This window comes from Rhodococcus sp. IEGM 1354 (assembly GCF_030056855.1).
Taxonomy (GTDB): Bacteria; Actinomycetota; Actinomycetes; order Mycobacteriales; family Mycobacteriaceae; genus Rhodococcoides.
Window position 1 is genome coordinate 14,639 of record NZ_JASHKT010000012.1, and the last position, 15,672, is coordinate 30,310.

Here is a 15,672-nt window from a genome sequence, read left to right on the forward strand (position 1 = left end):
AGCCGCTCTAGGCGGTTGCGCGACGCGGCAGCTTCCAGTCCGGGCGTACCCAGTGGCAGGTGTATCCCTCGGGGTACTTCTGCAGGTAGTCCTGGTGCTCGGGCTCGGCTTCCCAGAAGTCTCCTGCCGGGGTCACCTCGGTGACGACCTTGCCCGGCCACAGCCCCGACGCGTCGACGTCGGCGATCGTGTCCTCGGCGATGCGCTTCTGCTCGTCGTTCAGGTAGAAGATCGCGGACCGGTAGCTGGCGCCGATGTCGTTGCCCTGGCGATTCTTCGTGCTGGGATCGTGGATCTGGAAGAAGAACTCCAGCAGATCGCGGTAGGACGTCTTGGTGGGGTCGTAGACGACCTCGAGGCCCTCGGCGTGATTGCCGTGGTTGCGGTACGTGGCGTTGGGAACCTCGCCGCCGGTATACCCGACGCGGGTGGAGACCACTCCCGGGAGCTTGCGGACGAGCTCTTCGGCTCCCCAGAAGCACCCTCCGGCGAGGATGGCGGTTTCGGTGGCTGCAGACATCGTTACTCCTTAGGCTCTATCGATCGATACATGGGTTCCAACGAACGAGCGGCCGTCATAATTCCGAGTCGTGGGTGCGTTCGCCGACCTCGAGGACCAGTTTGCCGGTGTTGGCACCGTCGAACAACAGATTCAGCGTCGAACCGAAGGCGGTGATTCCGCCGATCTCGATTTGTTCGCGCGCGGTCATCTTGCCGCTGGTGAGCAGCTCCGACAGAGCGTCGACACCTTCCTGGTAGCGATCGAGATAGTCGAAGATGATGAACCCGGTCATCGACGCGCGGTTGATCAGCAGGGAGAGGTAGTGCGCGGGGCCGGGCTGCGGTTCGGTGGCGTTGTAGCCGGAGATGGCCCCGCACAACACCACTCGCGCTCCCTTGCGGAGACGCGAGAGAGCCGCGTCGAGAATCTCGCCACCGACGTTGTCGAAGTACACGTCGATCCCCTTCGGCGCAGCGGCCTTGAGGCTCTTGTACACCGACTCGTTCTTGTAGTCGATCGCCGCATCGAAACCGAGTTCCTCGGTGAGCCATGCGCACTTCTCGGGTCCACCGGCGATGCCGATCACTGTGGCTCCCTTGGCTTTCGCGATCTGACCGGCGATGCTGCCCACGGCCCCCGCGGCCCCCGAGATGACGACGGTATCGCCCTCGGTCAGCTTGCCGACGTCCATCAGGCCGAAGTATGCCGTCAATCCGGGGAAGCCGAGGGCTCCGAGCCACGTGGGTGCCGGTGCGACGGATTCGTCGACCTTCTGCACTCCAGTGCCGTCCGACAATGCATGCTCGGTGACGCCGAAAAATCCCGAAACAATCTCTCCCACAGCGAAATCGGGGTGATGCGATTCCAGCACCCGTCCCACGGCATGCGCGCGCATCACCTCACCGATGCCGACGGGAGGCACGTACGAGCGTGCGTCGTTGAGCCAACCGCGCATGGCGGGATCGAGGGAGACGTAGTCGACGGTGACGACGAACTCGCCGTCGCCCGGAGTGGGGATGGGTTCCTCGGTGAGATCCCACGTCGACTCGTCGGGACGCCCCACGGGGCGCTGAGCCAATCGGATCTGACGGTTCACGGATGTCATCTACCGTTCCTTCCACGTCGAAGACAGTTCGGTTCGACACTAGGGCAGAATGACGTCACGATGACCAACGCGCCGAACACCACCCGCCTCGCCCCTCGCCTCGTCGCAAGCGATGTCGATGGGACCCTGCTCGACCAGCACGAACGGGTCAGCGAACGCACCAAGCGTGCTGTCGCAGCCGTCGTAGCGGACGGAGTGCCGTTCGTGCTGTCCACCGGTAGGCCGCCGCGGTGGATCCACCCCGTCGTCGACGGTCTCGGATACGCGCCGATGTCGGTGTGCGCCAACGGTGCGGTCATCTACGACGCGGCCACCGACCGGGTGCTCAGTGCCGAGACCCTGGACGTCGAGACCTTGCAGTGGCTGGCCGACGTCGCCTACCGCGCGCTGCCCGGGTGCGGTCTCGCGGCCGAGCGCGTCGGCCGATCGGCGCACGACGCGGCCACGCCGCAGTTCGTCAGCTCGCCCGGGTACGAGCACGCGTGGCTCAACCCCGACAACGTCGAGATGTCCGAGGACGACGTGGTCGACGTGCCTGCGGTGAAGCTGCTGATCCGGCTCTCGGGATCGACCAGCGGCCACATGGCAAACATTCTTTCGCCGCTGATCTCCGGCCGCGCCGACCTGACCTTCTCCACCGACAACGGGCTCATCGAACTGTCGGCCCCGGGCGTCACCAAGGCGTCGGGCCTGGCCAAGGTAGCCGAGACACTGTCGGTGGACGTCGCCGACATCGTTGCCTTCGGCGATATGCCGAACGATGTGCCGATGCTGTCGATGGTCGGACTCGGCGTTGCCATGGGCAATGCACATCCGGCTGCCGTCGCGGCCGCCAACGAAGTGACCGTCACCAACGCGGAAGACGGAGTGGCGCAGGTACTCGAACGCTGGTGGTGACGCCAGTACAGGGGCGCATCGAACACGACAAGGGCCGAGTCACCACGGTGACTCGGCCCTTGTCGACTGTCTGAACTCAGCCCGCGGGTGCGGGCTCCGGTGCCGGAGCGGGCTCGGCAACAGGTGCCGGCTCCACCGGCGCGGCGACCGGCTTCTGCATTTCTGCGTTGTACGTGTCGTTGTATGTCTTGATCACCGTGGTGACGATTCCGGTGAGCTCGTTGAAGATCAACGAACCGTTCTCGAAGTCCGTGCGGAAGCCCTCCGGCACCTTGAACTCGTCGGTGAGCGGCAGACCGAGGACGCCGTCGACGCCGCCCTGCTGCAGGTACTGCTGGAAGATCTTGCCGATGACGGCCACGGCCTGGCCGGCCATGTTGGTGATGATCTCGCCGTTCTGGAACTGAGCCTTCTCGCGGCCGCCGCTGACCTGAACCAGGCCGCTGACCGGTACGCCGAGAGCGCCGGTTTCGCCGCCCGAGGACAACCACTTCTGCGCGACGGGGCTCGTCGACGCCAGGCGCTGCAATTCTGCGACCAGGGCCGGGATGTTCTCGCCCAGAGTCGAACTGACGTCGGTGCCCGGGCGTGACGGTGCCGGGTCGGTCACCGCGGTGTCCGGTGCGGTGGCATCGGGCGCGGTCTCGGGTGCTGCCGGTGTGACGTCGCCGCCACCGCCGAGGTTCGCGGCCGCGATGTCGCGGATCTCCCCGAGCCTGGCGTATCCGGCGTCACCGGGGCATTCGGTGTTGCCGACGTCGCGGTGACCGAAGATCACCGGCAGGTCGACGGTTTTGCCTTTGCCGATGAACGTGAAATCCGTTCCCTCGGAGGTCATCGTCGTGGTCCCCTTGGGATCCAGACCTGCCTTACCGAGTCGCCAGCCGAGGAACTTGCCGACCGAATCGACGGTCTCCTGCGACGGATCCTGAGTGGAGTAGTCGCCCATCATGGCCACTCCGACGGTGTTCTCGTTGAATCCGCCCGCGTGCGCACCCTGGACCGGCTTGTCCAGGCCGCCGGCGCGACCCTCGAAGATCTGGCCGTACTTGTCGACGAGTGCGTTGTAGCCGATGTCGCACCAGCCGAGCGTCTGTGCGTGGTACGCGTAGATGGCGCGGACGATCTCGGCCGACTCGGACTTGGAGTAGTCGTTGCTGCCTGCGGTGTGGTGCACGGTGGCACCGCCGATGAAATCGTCGATTGTCGGGTTGGCACAACGGATCGACTCGTCGGCACCCCACTGGGCGCGGGTGATGACGTTGGGGCCTGCATCGCCCGCCACCGGAGTGGCGAGGTCGCTCAACGCCGAATCGGCGGGGGACGTGCCGGGGGTGATGAGCACGGCGCTGATGTCGCTCACTGCCGACGCCAACTGCTCGGCCGACACCTCAGGAGCGGCTTCGGGCGCAGCGGGCTCTATCGGTGCCGGATCCTGTTGGCGCAGCGGCTTGCTCGACGACGCGGGTGTGTAGCCCAATGGCTGCTCCGCAACGGCGGGAGCAGCTGCAGGTGCCGTGGCATCGGAAGGCAGCGGAACAACCGGGACCTCCGGAACCGGCGGGGTTGCAAAGCTCTCGGGAGCAGCGCTGCTCGTCAGCGGAGTCAACAGCACCTGCACGGCCTTGGTGAGTCCCACGAAGATCGGTTCGGTGCCCTGCTTTTCCGCAGCGGGAACGGCGTCGCTCGCAGTGGTATCCACCGGTGCGGTCTGCAGCCACGGGCCCCAGGATCCGTCCTCGAGCTGCCGGCGAACCTGTGCAGACGCACCGTTCAGTTGCTCGGAGGTCAACGCCACCATGCTGAACGGGGTGTCCTGCGAGATTTCCTTGACTGCGGCTCCGAGCGGCGGCCCGGTGGGGTCGGCAGCCTCAGGATTGACCGGTGCCGAGGCGTCCACCCTGGGAATCGGTGCCTGCGCGGTCGCGCCACCCGGTGCGGGTGTGGTCAGGCCCGGAATGTCGGGGATCTCGATCGGCGGGATCACGATGGAATCCGGCAGCGGCAGGTACTTCAGATCGGAGAGCCGCAGATCGGGCAGCGGCAGGCCGGTGAGCTCCTGCAGCGGAATGACGATGTCCGGTGCTGCGCTCAGCGCGGTCTCGACGATCTTCGTCGGCACGGTGACCGGGGTTGTCTCGTTGGCCGGTCGAACTCCGGTGGTCGTGCTGTCTGTCAGCCCTGCGACCGCAAACGGGGTCGCGACGGCGAGTAGTGCGACAGCACCGAGAACGATCGACGGCTTCGTTCGACGGTTCGGCAAGGCGGTACTCCCTGGTTGTTGGTAGGTACGCGTCTTAGGATCTCCACTGCTGAACAACATGAATCACATCAGCAACATGAGTCCCATCAGACACAAGGCTAAACCTTAGCTTGACAGTTAGCCATCCACGGGAAGTTCCGTTGGCGCGGCGCGTCGGGGCTTGCATTCCTGGGTCATTCCGCAGGCTCCACTCCCGCCCCCTACGCTTTCCATCTGTGACTGTGCACTTCATCGGAGCCGGACCCGGAGCGGCAGACCTGCTCACGTTGCGGGCTGTCGAGTTCCTGCGATCCAGTCCGGTGTGTGTCTACGCCGGTACCTACATCGACGACGCCATCCTCGAACATTGCTCGGCCGGTACTCGCCTGGTCGACACCGCGAAGCTCGATCTCGACGCCATCACCGCCGAACTCGTCGCAGCCGACCAGCGCGGGGACGACGTCGCACGCCTGTGCTCGGGCGATCCGTCCCTCTACTCCGCGATCGCAGAACAGTCGGCTCGACTCGACGCCGCGGGTGTGCCGTGGGACGTCACCCCGGGAGTGCCCGCCTACGCGGCCGCTGCGGCCACGTTGGGCGTCGAGCTGACCGTTCCCGAGGTGACGCAATCGGTGGTCCTCACTCGCGCGCAGGCCCGCTCGACGGCGATGCCGGACACCGAGGCGCTGGCCAACTTCGCCGCCACTCGCGCGACGTTGGCTTTGCATCTGGCCATCACCCGCACCCGTGTCCTCGCCGACGAGTTGGCGCAGTTCTACGGCTCGGACTGCCCCGCCGCGGTCGTCTTCCATGCCAGCAAGCCCGACGAGATGGTTCTGCGCGGCACTCTGGCCGACATCGCCGACCAGGTCGAGGCCGCCGGCCTGCGTCAGGCCGCAGTGATCCTCGTCGGGCCCGCTCTGGCTCGACGCATCGTCGCCGAATCCCACCTGTACGACGCCTGCCGGGAACGCTCGTGAAAATCCATCTGATCGGCATCGGCGGTGGCCACCCGGATCAGGTGACGGTGCAGGCCGTCGAGAAGCTGCGGGCCGTGGACGTGTTCATCGTGGCGGACAAGGGTGCGTCCGTCGGCGATCTCGCAGCAGCCAGGCAGGAGATCCTCGAGCGCCACCACGGTGGCAGCTACCAGGTCATCGAGGTGCCCGACCCGCCACGCGACCGGTCTCCCCGGCAGTACGAGACCGCGGTCCTGGACTGGCACGACGCCCGCGCCCGGGCGTACGCCGACGTGTTCGACGGGCTCGCCGACGGCACCGTCGTCGGGTTCCTCGTCTGGGGCGACCCGGCGCTGTACGACAGCACGATCCGTGTCGTCGAGCGGGTCGCTGCGCTGCGCGGCGACATCGAGTTCGATGTCACACCCGGCATCTCGAGCGTGTCCATGCTGGCGGCGAGTCATCGACTCGTGCTCAATCGCATCGGGGGCCCGATCGTCATCACCACCGGCAGGAACCTGGCCGGCGACGTCGCAGCCGGGCTGGACAACCTCGTCGTGATGCTCGACGGCAACCTGGCCTGCAGTGCGCTGACCGGCGCAAGGTGGGGCATCCACTGGGGAGCCAACCTGGGTACGGCCGACGAGAAGCTCGTGGCCGGGCCGCTCGACGACGTACTCGACGATATTCGCCGCGCCCGCGCCGAGGTCAAAGAGGCGCACGGCTGGGTGATGGATACCTACCTGCTCCGACGCCTGCCGGGTTGACACCCGACCGGCCGGGCGGTGCCTGGCGGGGTGGAGCCGTCACGATCGTCGGATACCCTGGTTGCCCGTGACTGCTGTAAGCCCCGAGACCACCTCTTCCGACGCCACCGCGACCGGCCGCTACGACCTCATCGTCGTCGGATCCGGGTTCTTCGGTCTGACCGTGGCAGAACGGGCGGCATCCCAGCTGGGCAAGCGTGTTCTCGTTCTCGATCGGCGACACCACCTGGGCGGCAACGCGTATTCGGAGGCCGAGCCCGAGACGGGTATCGAGATCCACAAGTACGGTGCGCACCTGTTCCATACGTCCAACAAGCGCGTGTGGGACTACGTCAACCAGTTCACCGACTTCACCGGCTACCAGCACCGCGTCTTCGCGCTGCACAACGGTCAGTCGTACCAGTTCCCGATGGGTCTGGGGTTGATCTCGCAGTTCTTCGGAAAGTTCTTCTCCCCGGCCGAGGCGCGGGCGCTGATCGAGGATCAGTCCAGTGAGTTCGACTCCAAGGACGCGCAGAACTTCGAGGAGAAGGCGATCTCGCTGATCGGACGTCCGCTCTACGAGGCGTTCATCCGGGACTACACGGCCAAGCAGTGGCAGACCGACCCGAAGGAACTGCCCGCGGGCAACATCACCCGGCTGCCGGTGCGTTATACCTTCGACAACCGCTACTTCAACGACACCTACGAGGGCCTGCCGATCGACGGCTACACCGCGTGGCTCGAGAACATGACACGCGACGAGAAGATCGACGTCCGCCTGAACACCGACTGGTTCGACGTTCGCGACGAGTTGATCGCCGAGAGCCCGAACGCCCCGATCGTCTACACCGGGCCGCTGGACCGCTACTTCGACTACTCCGAGGGCGAACTGGGTTGGCGCACAATCGATTTCGAGACCGAGGTGCTCCCGGTCGGCGATTTCCAGGGAACGCCGGTGATGAACTACAACGACGGCGACGTGCCGTTCATTCGTATTCACGAGTTCCGTCACTTCCACCCCGAGCGCGAGTACCCGACCGACAAGACGGTCATCATGCGCGAGTTCTCCCGCTTCGCCGAGAGCGGCGACGAGCCGTACTACCCGATCAACACCCCCGACGATCGACAGAAGCTCGAGGCGTACCGCAACCGGGCGAAGGCCGAGACGGCGTCCAACGGTGTGCTTTTCGGTGGTCGACTGGGCACGTACCAGTACCTCGACATGCACATGGCCATCGCGAGCGCATTGAACATGTACGACAACACCCTGGCCCCGCACTTCGAGACCGGCACCGCCTTGGCGGGGGACAAATGACCGCCAAGCACCTGCTCGAGGACGGGGTGGCAGACGTCGCGCCGGTCCTCGGGAAATCGCTGTTGCAGCGTGTACTGCTGCCCCGTTCGGGTGAGCCGCTCGACGTGCGCACGCTGTACCTCGAAGAAGCGACCACCAATGCCAAACGCGCGCACTCGCTCTCGCGTACCTCGCTCACCATCGGCGGCGAGTCCGAGGTGTCGTTCTGCACCTACTTCAACGCATTCCCGGCGAGCTACTGGCGGCGCTACAGCATCCTGAAGTCCGTGGTGCTGCGCGTCGAGGTGTCCGGCCACTGCCGGATCGACGTCTACCGGTCCAAGGCCGACAGCTCGCGCATCCACGTCGAGGGCCGCGAAGCCGTGGACGGCGATGCGGCGCAAGAGTTTCTGATCGACCTCGGCCCGTTCGAGGACGGCGGGTGGATCTGGTTCGACATCACCTCCGACTCCGAGGTGGTCCTCGAGAGCGCGGGTTGGTACGCGCCGATCGAGGCTCCCGGCGAGGCGACCGTCGCCGTCGGCATCCCCACGTTCAATCGGCCGACCGACGCCGTCAAAGCGCTTGTCGCCCTTGGCTCGGACCCGTTGGTGCTCGACGTGATCCAGGCCGTCATCATGCCGGATCAGGGCACCCGCAAGGCAAAGGACGAGCCAGGCTTCGACGAGGCCGCAGCGGCCCTCGGCGGGCGTCTCGCGATCCACGACCAAGCCAACCTCGGCGGTTCCGGCGGCTACAGCCGGATCATGTACGAGGCGCTGAACAACACTGCCTGCCAACACATTCTGTTCATGGACGATGACATCGAGATCGAGCCCGACTCGATTCTGCGGGCGTTGGCTATGTCGCGTTTCGCCAAGGTACCCACGCTCGTCGGCGGCCAGATGCTCAACCTGCAGGCGCGCAGTCACCTGCACGTCATGGGTGAAGTGATCGATCGCGGGAACTTCATGTGGACGGGCGCGCAGAACGTCGAATACGACCACGACTTCTCCGAGGATCCGCTGCGCACCAGCAAACTGCTGCACCGACGCATCGACGTCGACTACAACGGCTGGTGGATGTGCATGATCCCGCGCGTCGTCGCCGAGGAACTCGGGCAACCGCTGCCGCTGTTCATCAAGTGGGACGACGCCGAATACGGGCTGCGCGCACGCGAAGCCGGCTACCCGACGGTGACGCTGCCGGGTGCCGCGATCTGGCACATGGCGTGGAGCGACAAAGACGACGCCATCGACTGGCAGGCGTACTTCCACCTGCGTAACCGTCTCGTTGTCGCGTCGCTGCACATGCCCGGTGACGGCAAAGGCCTGGTGCTCGACACGATCAAGGCCACCGTCAAGCACCTGCTGTGCCTCGAGTACTCGACGGTCGCGATCCAGAACCTCGCGATCCGTGACTTCCTGGCCGGTCCCGAGCACATTCTCGACATCCTGCCCACGGCACTGCCGACGGTGCACGCACTGCGCAAGGAATTCCCCGACGCCGTCGTCGTCGGCAGTTCCACGGAGTTGCCGCTCGCATCCGGTGAGGAAGTCGGAGCCGTCGGCTTGCCGACCAACCCGATCTCCAAGATCCGTCGTCTGGCAAAGGGCTTGCTGCACAACGTCAAGCCTGCGCACGAGCAGCACCACGAGCGTCCGCAGCTCAACGTGCCGACTCTCGACGCACGCTGGTTCCTGCTGTCCCAGGTCGACGGGGTCACCGTCACTACAGCGGACGGCCGAGGCGTCGTCTACCGCAAGCGCGACCGCGCCCAGGCCGCGGCGTTGCTCAAGGAAGCGCTGTCGTTGCGCAAGCAGTTGGCAGCCGAATTCCCTGCCCTCAAGGCTCGATACCGCGACGCCGTGCCGCACCTGACCAGTAAGGAAACGTGGGAACGTGTCTTTCGTTACCAGGCGTAAGAGCCAGACCGAGGCACCGACCGAAGTGCGCATCCTCGAAAAGGTGCAGGCCACGGTCGGCAGTGCCCCCGGTGCGATCACGGTCGCACGCGGGATGTCGCACTTCGGCGAACATGCCCTCGGCTGGGTGGCGATCGCAGGCATCGGCGCTGCTCTGGACGCGCCGCGGCGGCGTCAGTGGGCGTCGGTGGCCGTCGGTGCCGTCGGATCGCATGCCGCGTCCATCGTCATCAAGCGCATCGTGCGCAGGCCGCGTCCCCACGATCCGGCCGTCCGGATCAATGTCTCGACGCCGAGCAAGCTGAGTTTCCCGTCGTCGCATGCGACATCCACCACAGCGGCTGCGGTTCTCCTCGGCCGCGTGACCGGGCTACCGTTACCGGCGGTCCTCGTCCCACCCATGTTGCTCTCGCGCTTGGTGCTCGGAGTCCATTACCCCACCGATGTGCTGGCCGGATCTGCACTCGGCGCGTTGACGGCTGCTGCCGTCGTGAAGTTCGAAGGAGACAAATGAGCGAGGATGCCGCACCCGTAGGCGCACCGCCGAAGAATCTGGCGGACGGCATCGTCAAGGCGCTTCGTCCGCGTCAGTGGGTCAAGAACGTGCTGGTCCTGGCTGCGCCGCTGGCGGCAGGCTCGGTCACCGATCGCGACGTGCTGCTGTCCGTCGCGCTCGCGTTCATCGTGTTCTGCTTCGCCGCCTCGGGCATCTACCTCGTCAACGATGCGCTCGATGTCGAGGCCGACCGCGCACACCCCACCAAGCGATTCCGTCCGATCGCTGCTGGTGTACTGCCGGTCAACGTCGCCTACGGGATGGCAGTGGTGTCCCTCGGCCTGGCCATCGGACTGTCGTTCATCGCCAACTGGAAACTCGCCCTGGTCATCGGCGTCTACATCGCGGTCCAGCTGGCGTACTGCTTCGGCCTCAAGCACCAGGCCGTGCTCGACATCTGCATCGTCTCGTCCGGCTTCCTGCTCCGCGCGATCGCCGGTGGCGTCGCTGCCTCGATCCCTCTCTCGCAGTGGTTCCTGCTGATCATGGCGTTCGGCTCACTGTTCATGGCGGCAGGCAAGCGCTACGCCGAGCTGCAACTGGCCGAACGCACCGGGGCGAAGATCCGTAAGTCGCTCGAGAACTACACCACGACATATCTGCGCTTCGTGTGGACGCTGTCCGCGACGGCCGTCGTCATCTGCTACGGCCTGTGGGCATTCCAACAGGACGCCGAAACGGACTCCAACTGGTTCGCCATCTCGATGATTCCGTTTACCATCGCAATCCTGCGATACGCAGTGGACGTGGACGGCGGCGAGGCAGGCGAACCCGAAGAGATCGCGTTGGGAGACAGGGTTCTCCAGCTACTCGCCATAGCGTGGATCGGAGTGGTTGGTGTCGCTGTCTACCTCGCCTGACCAGCGAGACGCGCGAGATGACACCCCGGCACCGGCGGTCTCGACCAGGGCGGTCTTCTGGGTCGGGGCCGTCGTCACCGGTGCCCTGTTTCTCTGGGGTGCCTGGGAACGTCGCTGGATCGCCGACGACGGCCTGATCGTCCTGCGCACTGTCCGCAACCTGTTGGCCGGTAACGGCCCGGTGTTCAACGCGGGCGAGCGCGTCGAGACCAACACCAGCACCATCTGGACGTACCTCGTCTACGCGGGTAGCTGGCTCAGCGACGGCCGGCTCGAGTACGTGGTCCTCACGATCGCGCTCGTGCTGTCCACGGCGGCCGTCGTCATCGCGATGATCGGCACGTTCTCCCTGCGTGGGCGCACTGCTTCGCGCACCCTGTTCCTCCCCGCCGGCGTCCTGGTGTACATCGCCGTTCCTCCTGCCCGCGACTTCGCAACGTCCGGACTCGAGACCTGCCTGGTCATCTTCTGGCTGGCGATGCTGTGGTTGCTCATGGTCCGCTGGGGCCAGCGTCGCAGCGGTGGCGTCGAACTGCTGCTGCTGGCTTTCTTCGCGGGCCTGGGACCACTCGTCCGCCCGGAGCTGTCCATCGTGTCGGTACTCGCACTGGCGATGATCTTTCTCGCCCCGCAGACGTGGTTGTCGAGGCTGCGCGTATTTGCATTCGCGGGGGCGGTTCCCGTGCTCTATCAAATTTGGCGCATGGGCTACTACGGCCTTCCGTACCCCAACACTGCAGTGTCCAAGGACGCCGGCGGTGCCAAGTGGTCGCAGGGGTGGGCGTATCTGACCAACTTGATGGGACCGTACCTTCTGTGGCTCCCGCTGGTGCTGCTCCTGCTCGGTGCGGCCCTGTCGGTGACACGAGTGCGCCCGACGCTGCCCAGAACAGTGGGCGGCCTGCTCGCTGCGTTGCGCACACCGACCGCTGTCGTCGTTTTCGTGCTCGTCAGTGGATTGTTGCTCGCTGTCTACGCAATTCGAGTCGGCGGCGATTTCATGCACGGGCGAACATTGTTGCCCGCCCTGTTCACGCTGCTGTTGCCCATTTCGGTATTGCCCGTCGCGCTCCCGTCGCGATGGTCCGGTGATCGTGCGACTGCTGTTTTCGTCGCGGATGTACTCGTCTGGGGTGGGATCGTCGTCTGGGCAGTACTTGCCGCGAATACGACGGGAATGCCGCAGGGCTCGATCGTCGGACGAAGCGGAATCGTCGACGAACGTGCGTTCTATTCGCTCAACACCGGGCACGCTCATCCGATCCTGGCGTCGGACTATCTCGATTATCCGCGGATGCGGGCGATGGTTCAGGCGATCGACGACACCCCGGACGGCGGATTGCTCCTGCCGTCCGCGCAATTCACCTACTGGGATGTCGTTCCGCCGCCCCTCCCGATCCCCGAAGGTGGTTTCGGTCACACCGTCTACTTCCTCAATCTGGGGATGACGAGCATGAACGTCGGCCTCGACGTGCGGGTCATCGACCAGATGGGGCTGGCGTATCCGTTGGCTTCGCACACCGAGCGCCTCGAGAACGGCCGCATCGGTCACGACAAGAACCTCTTCCCGGACTGGGTCGTCGCCGATCTGGGACTGGTCGGTATCCATCCGTACCTGCCCTGGTACATGGACGAGGACTGGGTGACCGAGGCTCAGGTGGCGTTGACCTGCCCGGACACCCAGGAAATGCTGACGTCCTACCGAGCGCCGTTGACGAAGGATCTGTTCGTCCGGAATGTGAAGCGTTCGTTGTTCTATGCCGGTTATCGATTCGACCGAGTGCCGAAATACGAAATACAGCGATGTGATCTTCCGGCACCTGTACTGAAGGCCGATAATTAGCCGACAGAACACGAGAAGATCACCGGGTTGCGCCGATTCGGTCTCGACGCGAAGATGAGCTGTCTCGATCCTGTAACGGACGACGTACTTCGTGCGATAAGTGCGGAGGATATGTATGCGCCAGACCCTGGGTCGGGCGCATACATGATGAACTTGCGAGATCAATCGTTGATTGCGTAACCGATGTGACGAAGCTGCTGAGAGGTCGAGTGCATGCTGGGTAGATGGAAGAGCCGGTCCGGGGACAAGCGAGCGGGCTCCTGGGGACGCCGCGCTGCGACGTCCATGCTGATGGCAGTGGTGCTACCGCTGGGCTTGGCCGTGGCGGGCGGTGGCGCAACTGCCAACGCAGCGTTCGACGGCAACGCCATCGACGTCTGGACGGACTCGAGCATGGGCCCGATCAAGAGTCGGGTGTGGCGGGCAGCGGACGGTAACACCAACCGCGTCGTCTACCTGCTCGACGGTCTGCGCGCCACGACGGACATCTCGGGCTGGGAGCACGAGACCGACGCCGGTGCTGTGTTGGCCGGTTACAACATCAACGTCGTCGAGCCGGTCGGTGGGCAGTCGAGCTTCTACTCGGACTGGTACGCACCGTCCAACTTCAACGGTCAGAAGACCACCTACAAGTGGGAAACCTTCCTGACGCAGAACCTCCGCGAGAACCTGCGCGCCAACTACGGCTTCAACCCGAACCGCAACGGTGTCATCGGCATCTCGATGGGCGGCTCCGCCGCCCTCACGCTGGCCGCGTACCACCCGGATCAGTTCAGCTACGCCGGTTCGCTGTCGGGCTACCTGAACATCTCTGCGCCCGGTATGCGCGAGGCGATGCGTCTGGCTCTGCTGGACTCCGGCCGCTACAACATCGACGCGATGTGGGGCCCGCCGTGGGATCCGGCATGGCTGCGCAACGACCCGTTCGTCTTCGCGCCTCGCCTGCGCGACAACGGCACGCGCGTGTGGGTTTTCGCAGGTAGCGGTCTGCCCGGCGGTCTCGATCGCCCACGGAGCTTCATCGATTACTACAACACCGCGAACGGTATGGGCCTCGAGGCCATCGCCCTGGCGAACAGCCGCGCCTTCCAGATCCGCATGGCGAGCATCGGTGCCAACAACGTCACGTATGCGTTCCCGGCCGTCGGTACCCACCAGTGGGGTTACTGGGGCGAGCAGATCCGCGTCATGGCACCGGACCTGAGCGCCAACATCGGTAACTGATCCACCCGGCAGCGTTTCGGACGCAGTCCCCGCTTTCGGCCCTGTAGTGATAATTCACGACTTTTCAGGGCTGTTCAGCGGGGACCGCGCAGGATAGTCTCCTGTTTCAGAAACTCGCAGAGGCGAAACTGGGACGCTGATCACAATTTTGCCTTGGAACCGCTCGATGGAATAACCTCCATCGAGCGGTTCGCCTGTTATGCAGCAGAACCACAGCGTTTCGACACACCACAGCTTCACCCCGGCCTCATGGGCCGTCAGTCAGCCCTGTTCGATTGCCGGGGGCCGCTACGACAGCGGAGACCGCGTAGATGAGAGAGAGCACGATTCATGCGATTTGCCGGCCTCAGCAGTAACCCGAAGGCGTCATCACGCTGGCGTCAGCGCCTGCTCGGCGTGGGTGCTGCCGCACTCGTTCTGCCGATCGCAGCCGGTGTCGTCGGCGGCGCAGTCGCAGTCGCTGCCCCCACTGCCATCGTCCACCAGACCCCGGCCGGTGGCCGCGAGGATCTGATCGTCCCGTCCGAGATGGGTCCGATCAAGGTCCAGGTCCAGTGGGCGGCGCGCGGCGGAAACGCTGCTCTCTACCTGCTCGACGGCCTGCGTGCCCGCGACGATCGCAACGCCTGGACCTTCGAGACCAACGCGCAGGATCAGTTCGCCAACGACGACGTGACTCTGGTCATGCCCGTCGGTGGACAGTCCAGCTTCTACAGCGACTGGTACACCTCGTCGAACTTCAACGGCCAGGAAGTCACCTACAAGTGGGAGACGTTCCTGACGCAGGAGCTCCCGGCGTTCCTGGAGAACTACGGCGTCTCGCGCAACAACAACGGTGTTCTCGGACTGTCGATGGGTGGTTCGGCTGCCCTGACGCTCGCCGCGTACCACCGCGACCAGTTCAAGTTCGCCGGCTCGCTCTCGGGCTACCTGAACATCTCGGCCCCGGGTATGCGTGAGGCAATCCGCATCGCGATGCTCGATGCCGGCCGCTTCAACGTCGACTCCATGTGGGGACCGCCCTGGAACCCGGCCTGGCTGCGCAACGACCCGTTCGTCTTCGCGCCCAGGTTGCAGGGTCTGTCGCTGTACATCTCCGCAGCCAGTGGCCTGCCCGGCCAGTTCGACCACCCGGCCGCGCCGATCGATTTCTACAACACCGCCAACGGCATGGCTCTCGAGGCACTCTCGCTCGCCAACACCCGTGCATTCCAGATCCGCATGGGCACCCTGGGGATCCCGGCGACCTACAGCTTCCCGGCCAACGGAATCCACGCCTGGCCGTACTGGGGTGCCGAGCTGTGGAAGGCACGCACCCAGATCCTGGACGCGCTGAACGCCTAATTCGGTTCCGTAACGTGCTCTCCGACAATGCCGCCCCACGCTCTCGCGTCGGGCGGCATTGTCGGTTCGAGCGCAGGCCCTCCGAGCCTCCCCAATTCACATTCGCACCACCAGTCACAGCGAGTCTGCTGTTCGTGGCCATCGGGCACGTGTAGAAAGACATACGAAGCAT

General features: G+C 65.1%; 13 protein-coding genes. 10 read left to right on the forward strand and 3 right to left on the reverse strand.

The window, feature by feature from the left end; translation table 11 throughout:
• Positions 1-7 precede the first annotated feature (7 nt).
• Together msrA and QM588_RS21600 are read right to left on the reverse strand one after the other, a co-directional pair.
• Positions 8-520, reverse strand: coding sequence for a peptide-methionine (S)-S-oxide reductase MsrA (gene msrA / locus QM588_RS21595; protein WP_283316441.1), 513 nt, complete (start codon positions 518-520; stop codon positions 8-10).
• A gap of 55 nt (positions 521-575) precedes the next feature.
• Positions 576-1,607, reverse strand: a complete 1,032-nt coding sequence (locus QM588_RS21600) for an NADP-dependent oxidoreductase (RefSeq protein ID WP_283316443.1) — start codon at positions 1,605-1,607, stop codon at positions 576-578.
• 60 nt (positions 1,608-1,667) lie between these two features.
• Here QM588_RS21600 and QM588_RS21605 point away from each other — a divergent pair, with 60 nt between their 5' ends.
• Positions 1,668-2,504, forward strand: coding sequence for an HAD family hydrolase (locus tag QM588_RS21605; protein WP_283316444.1), 837 nt, complete (start codon positions 1,668-1,670; stop codon positions 2,502-2,504).
• A gap of 76 nt (positions 2,505-2,580) precedes the next feature.
• Here QM588_RS21605 and QM588_RS21610 read toward each other — a convergent pair whose 3' ends face one another.
• Positions 2,581-4,767: an N-acetylmuramoyl-L-alanine amidase gene (locus QM588_RS21610; RefSeq protein ID WP_283316446.1), complete on the reverse strand. Its 2,187-nt coding sequence runs from the start codon at positions 4,765-4,767 to the stop codon at positions 2,581-2,583.
• A 215-nt stretch (positions 4,768-4,982) separates the two neighbouring features.
• On the opposite strand from QM588_RS21610, the gene cobM reads away from it, so the two are divergent.
• The 9 genes from cobM to QM588_RS21655 all read left to right on the forward strand — a co-directional run bounded on the left by cobM (position 4,983) and on the right by QM588_RS21655 (position 15,500).
• On the forward strand, positions 4,983-5,726 hold the full coding sequence (gene cobM / locus QM588_RS21615) for a precorrin-4 C(11)-methyltransferase (protein ID WP_283316447.1): 744 nt from the start codon (positions 4,983-4,985) through the stop codon (positions 5,724-5,726).
• Positions 5,723-6,472 carry a precorrin-6A synthase (deacetylating) gene (gene cobF, locus QM588_RS21620; RefSeq protein ID WP_283316448.1) on the forward strand — a complete coding sequence of 250 codons (750 nt, stop codon included), beginning with the start codon at positions 5,723-5,725 and terminating at the stop codon, positions 6,470-6,472. The genes cobM and cobF overlap by 4 nt, the downstream gene beginning before the upstream one ends.
• 67 nt (positions 6,473-6,539) lie before the next feature.
• Positions 6,540-7,769 carry a UDP-galactopyranose mutase gene (glf, locus tag QM588_RS21625; RefSeq protein WP_283316449.1) on the forward strand — a complete coding sequence of 410 codons (1,230 nt, stop codon included), beginning with the start codon at positions 6,540-6,542 and terminating at the stop codon, positions 7,767-7,769.
• Positions 7,766-9,673, forward strand: a complete 1,908-nt coding sequence (locus QM588_RS21630; RefSeq protein WP_283316450.1) for a glycosyltransferase — start codon at positions 7,766-7,768, stop codon at positions 9,671-9,673. The genes glf and QM588_RS21630 overlap by 4 nt, the downstream gene beginning before the upstream one ends.
• Positions 9,651-10,187: a phosphatase PAP2 family protein gene (locus tag QM588_RS21635; protein WP_176456748.1), complete on the forward strand. Its 537-nt coding sequence runs from the start codon at positions 9,651-9,653 to the stop codon at positions 10,185-10,187. The genes QM588_RS21630 and QM588_RS21635 overlap by 23 nt, the downstream gene beginning before the upstream one ends.
• A complete protein-coding gene (locus QM588_RS21640) occupies positions 10,184-11,089 on the forward strand; it encodes a decaprenyl-phosphate phosphoribosyltransferase (protein ID WP_032381079.1) in 906 nt (301 codons plus the stop codon). Before QM588_RS21635 ends, QM588_RS21640 begins: the two co-directional genes overlap by 4 nt.
• Positions 11,067-12,932, forward strand: a complete 1,866-nt coding sequence (gene zomB / locus QM588_RS21645) for a flagellar motor control protein ZomB (protein ID WP_283316452.1) — start codon at positions 11,067-11,069, stop codon at positions 12,930-12,932. The genes QM588_RS21640 and zomB overlap by 23 nt, the downstream gene beginning before the upstream one ends.
• Positions 12,933-13,145: 213 nt before the next feature.
• Positions 13,146-14,156 carry an alpha/beta hydrolase gene (locus QM588_RS21650; protein WP_283316454.1) on the forward strand — a complete coding sequence of 337 codons (1,011 nt, stop codon included), beginning with the start codon at positions 13,146-13,148 and terminating at the stop codon, positions 14,154-14,156.
• A 330-nt stretch (positions 14,157-14,486) separates the two neighbouring features.
• A complete protein-coding gene (locus tag QM588_RS21655) occupies positions 14,487-15,500 on the forward strand; it encodes an alpha/beta hydrolase (RefSeq protein WP_283316456.1) in 1,014 nt (337 codons plus the stop codon).
• The last annotated feature ends 172 nt before the right edge of the window (positions 15,501-15,672 follow it).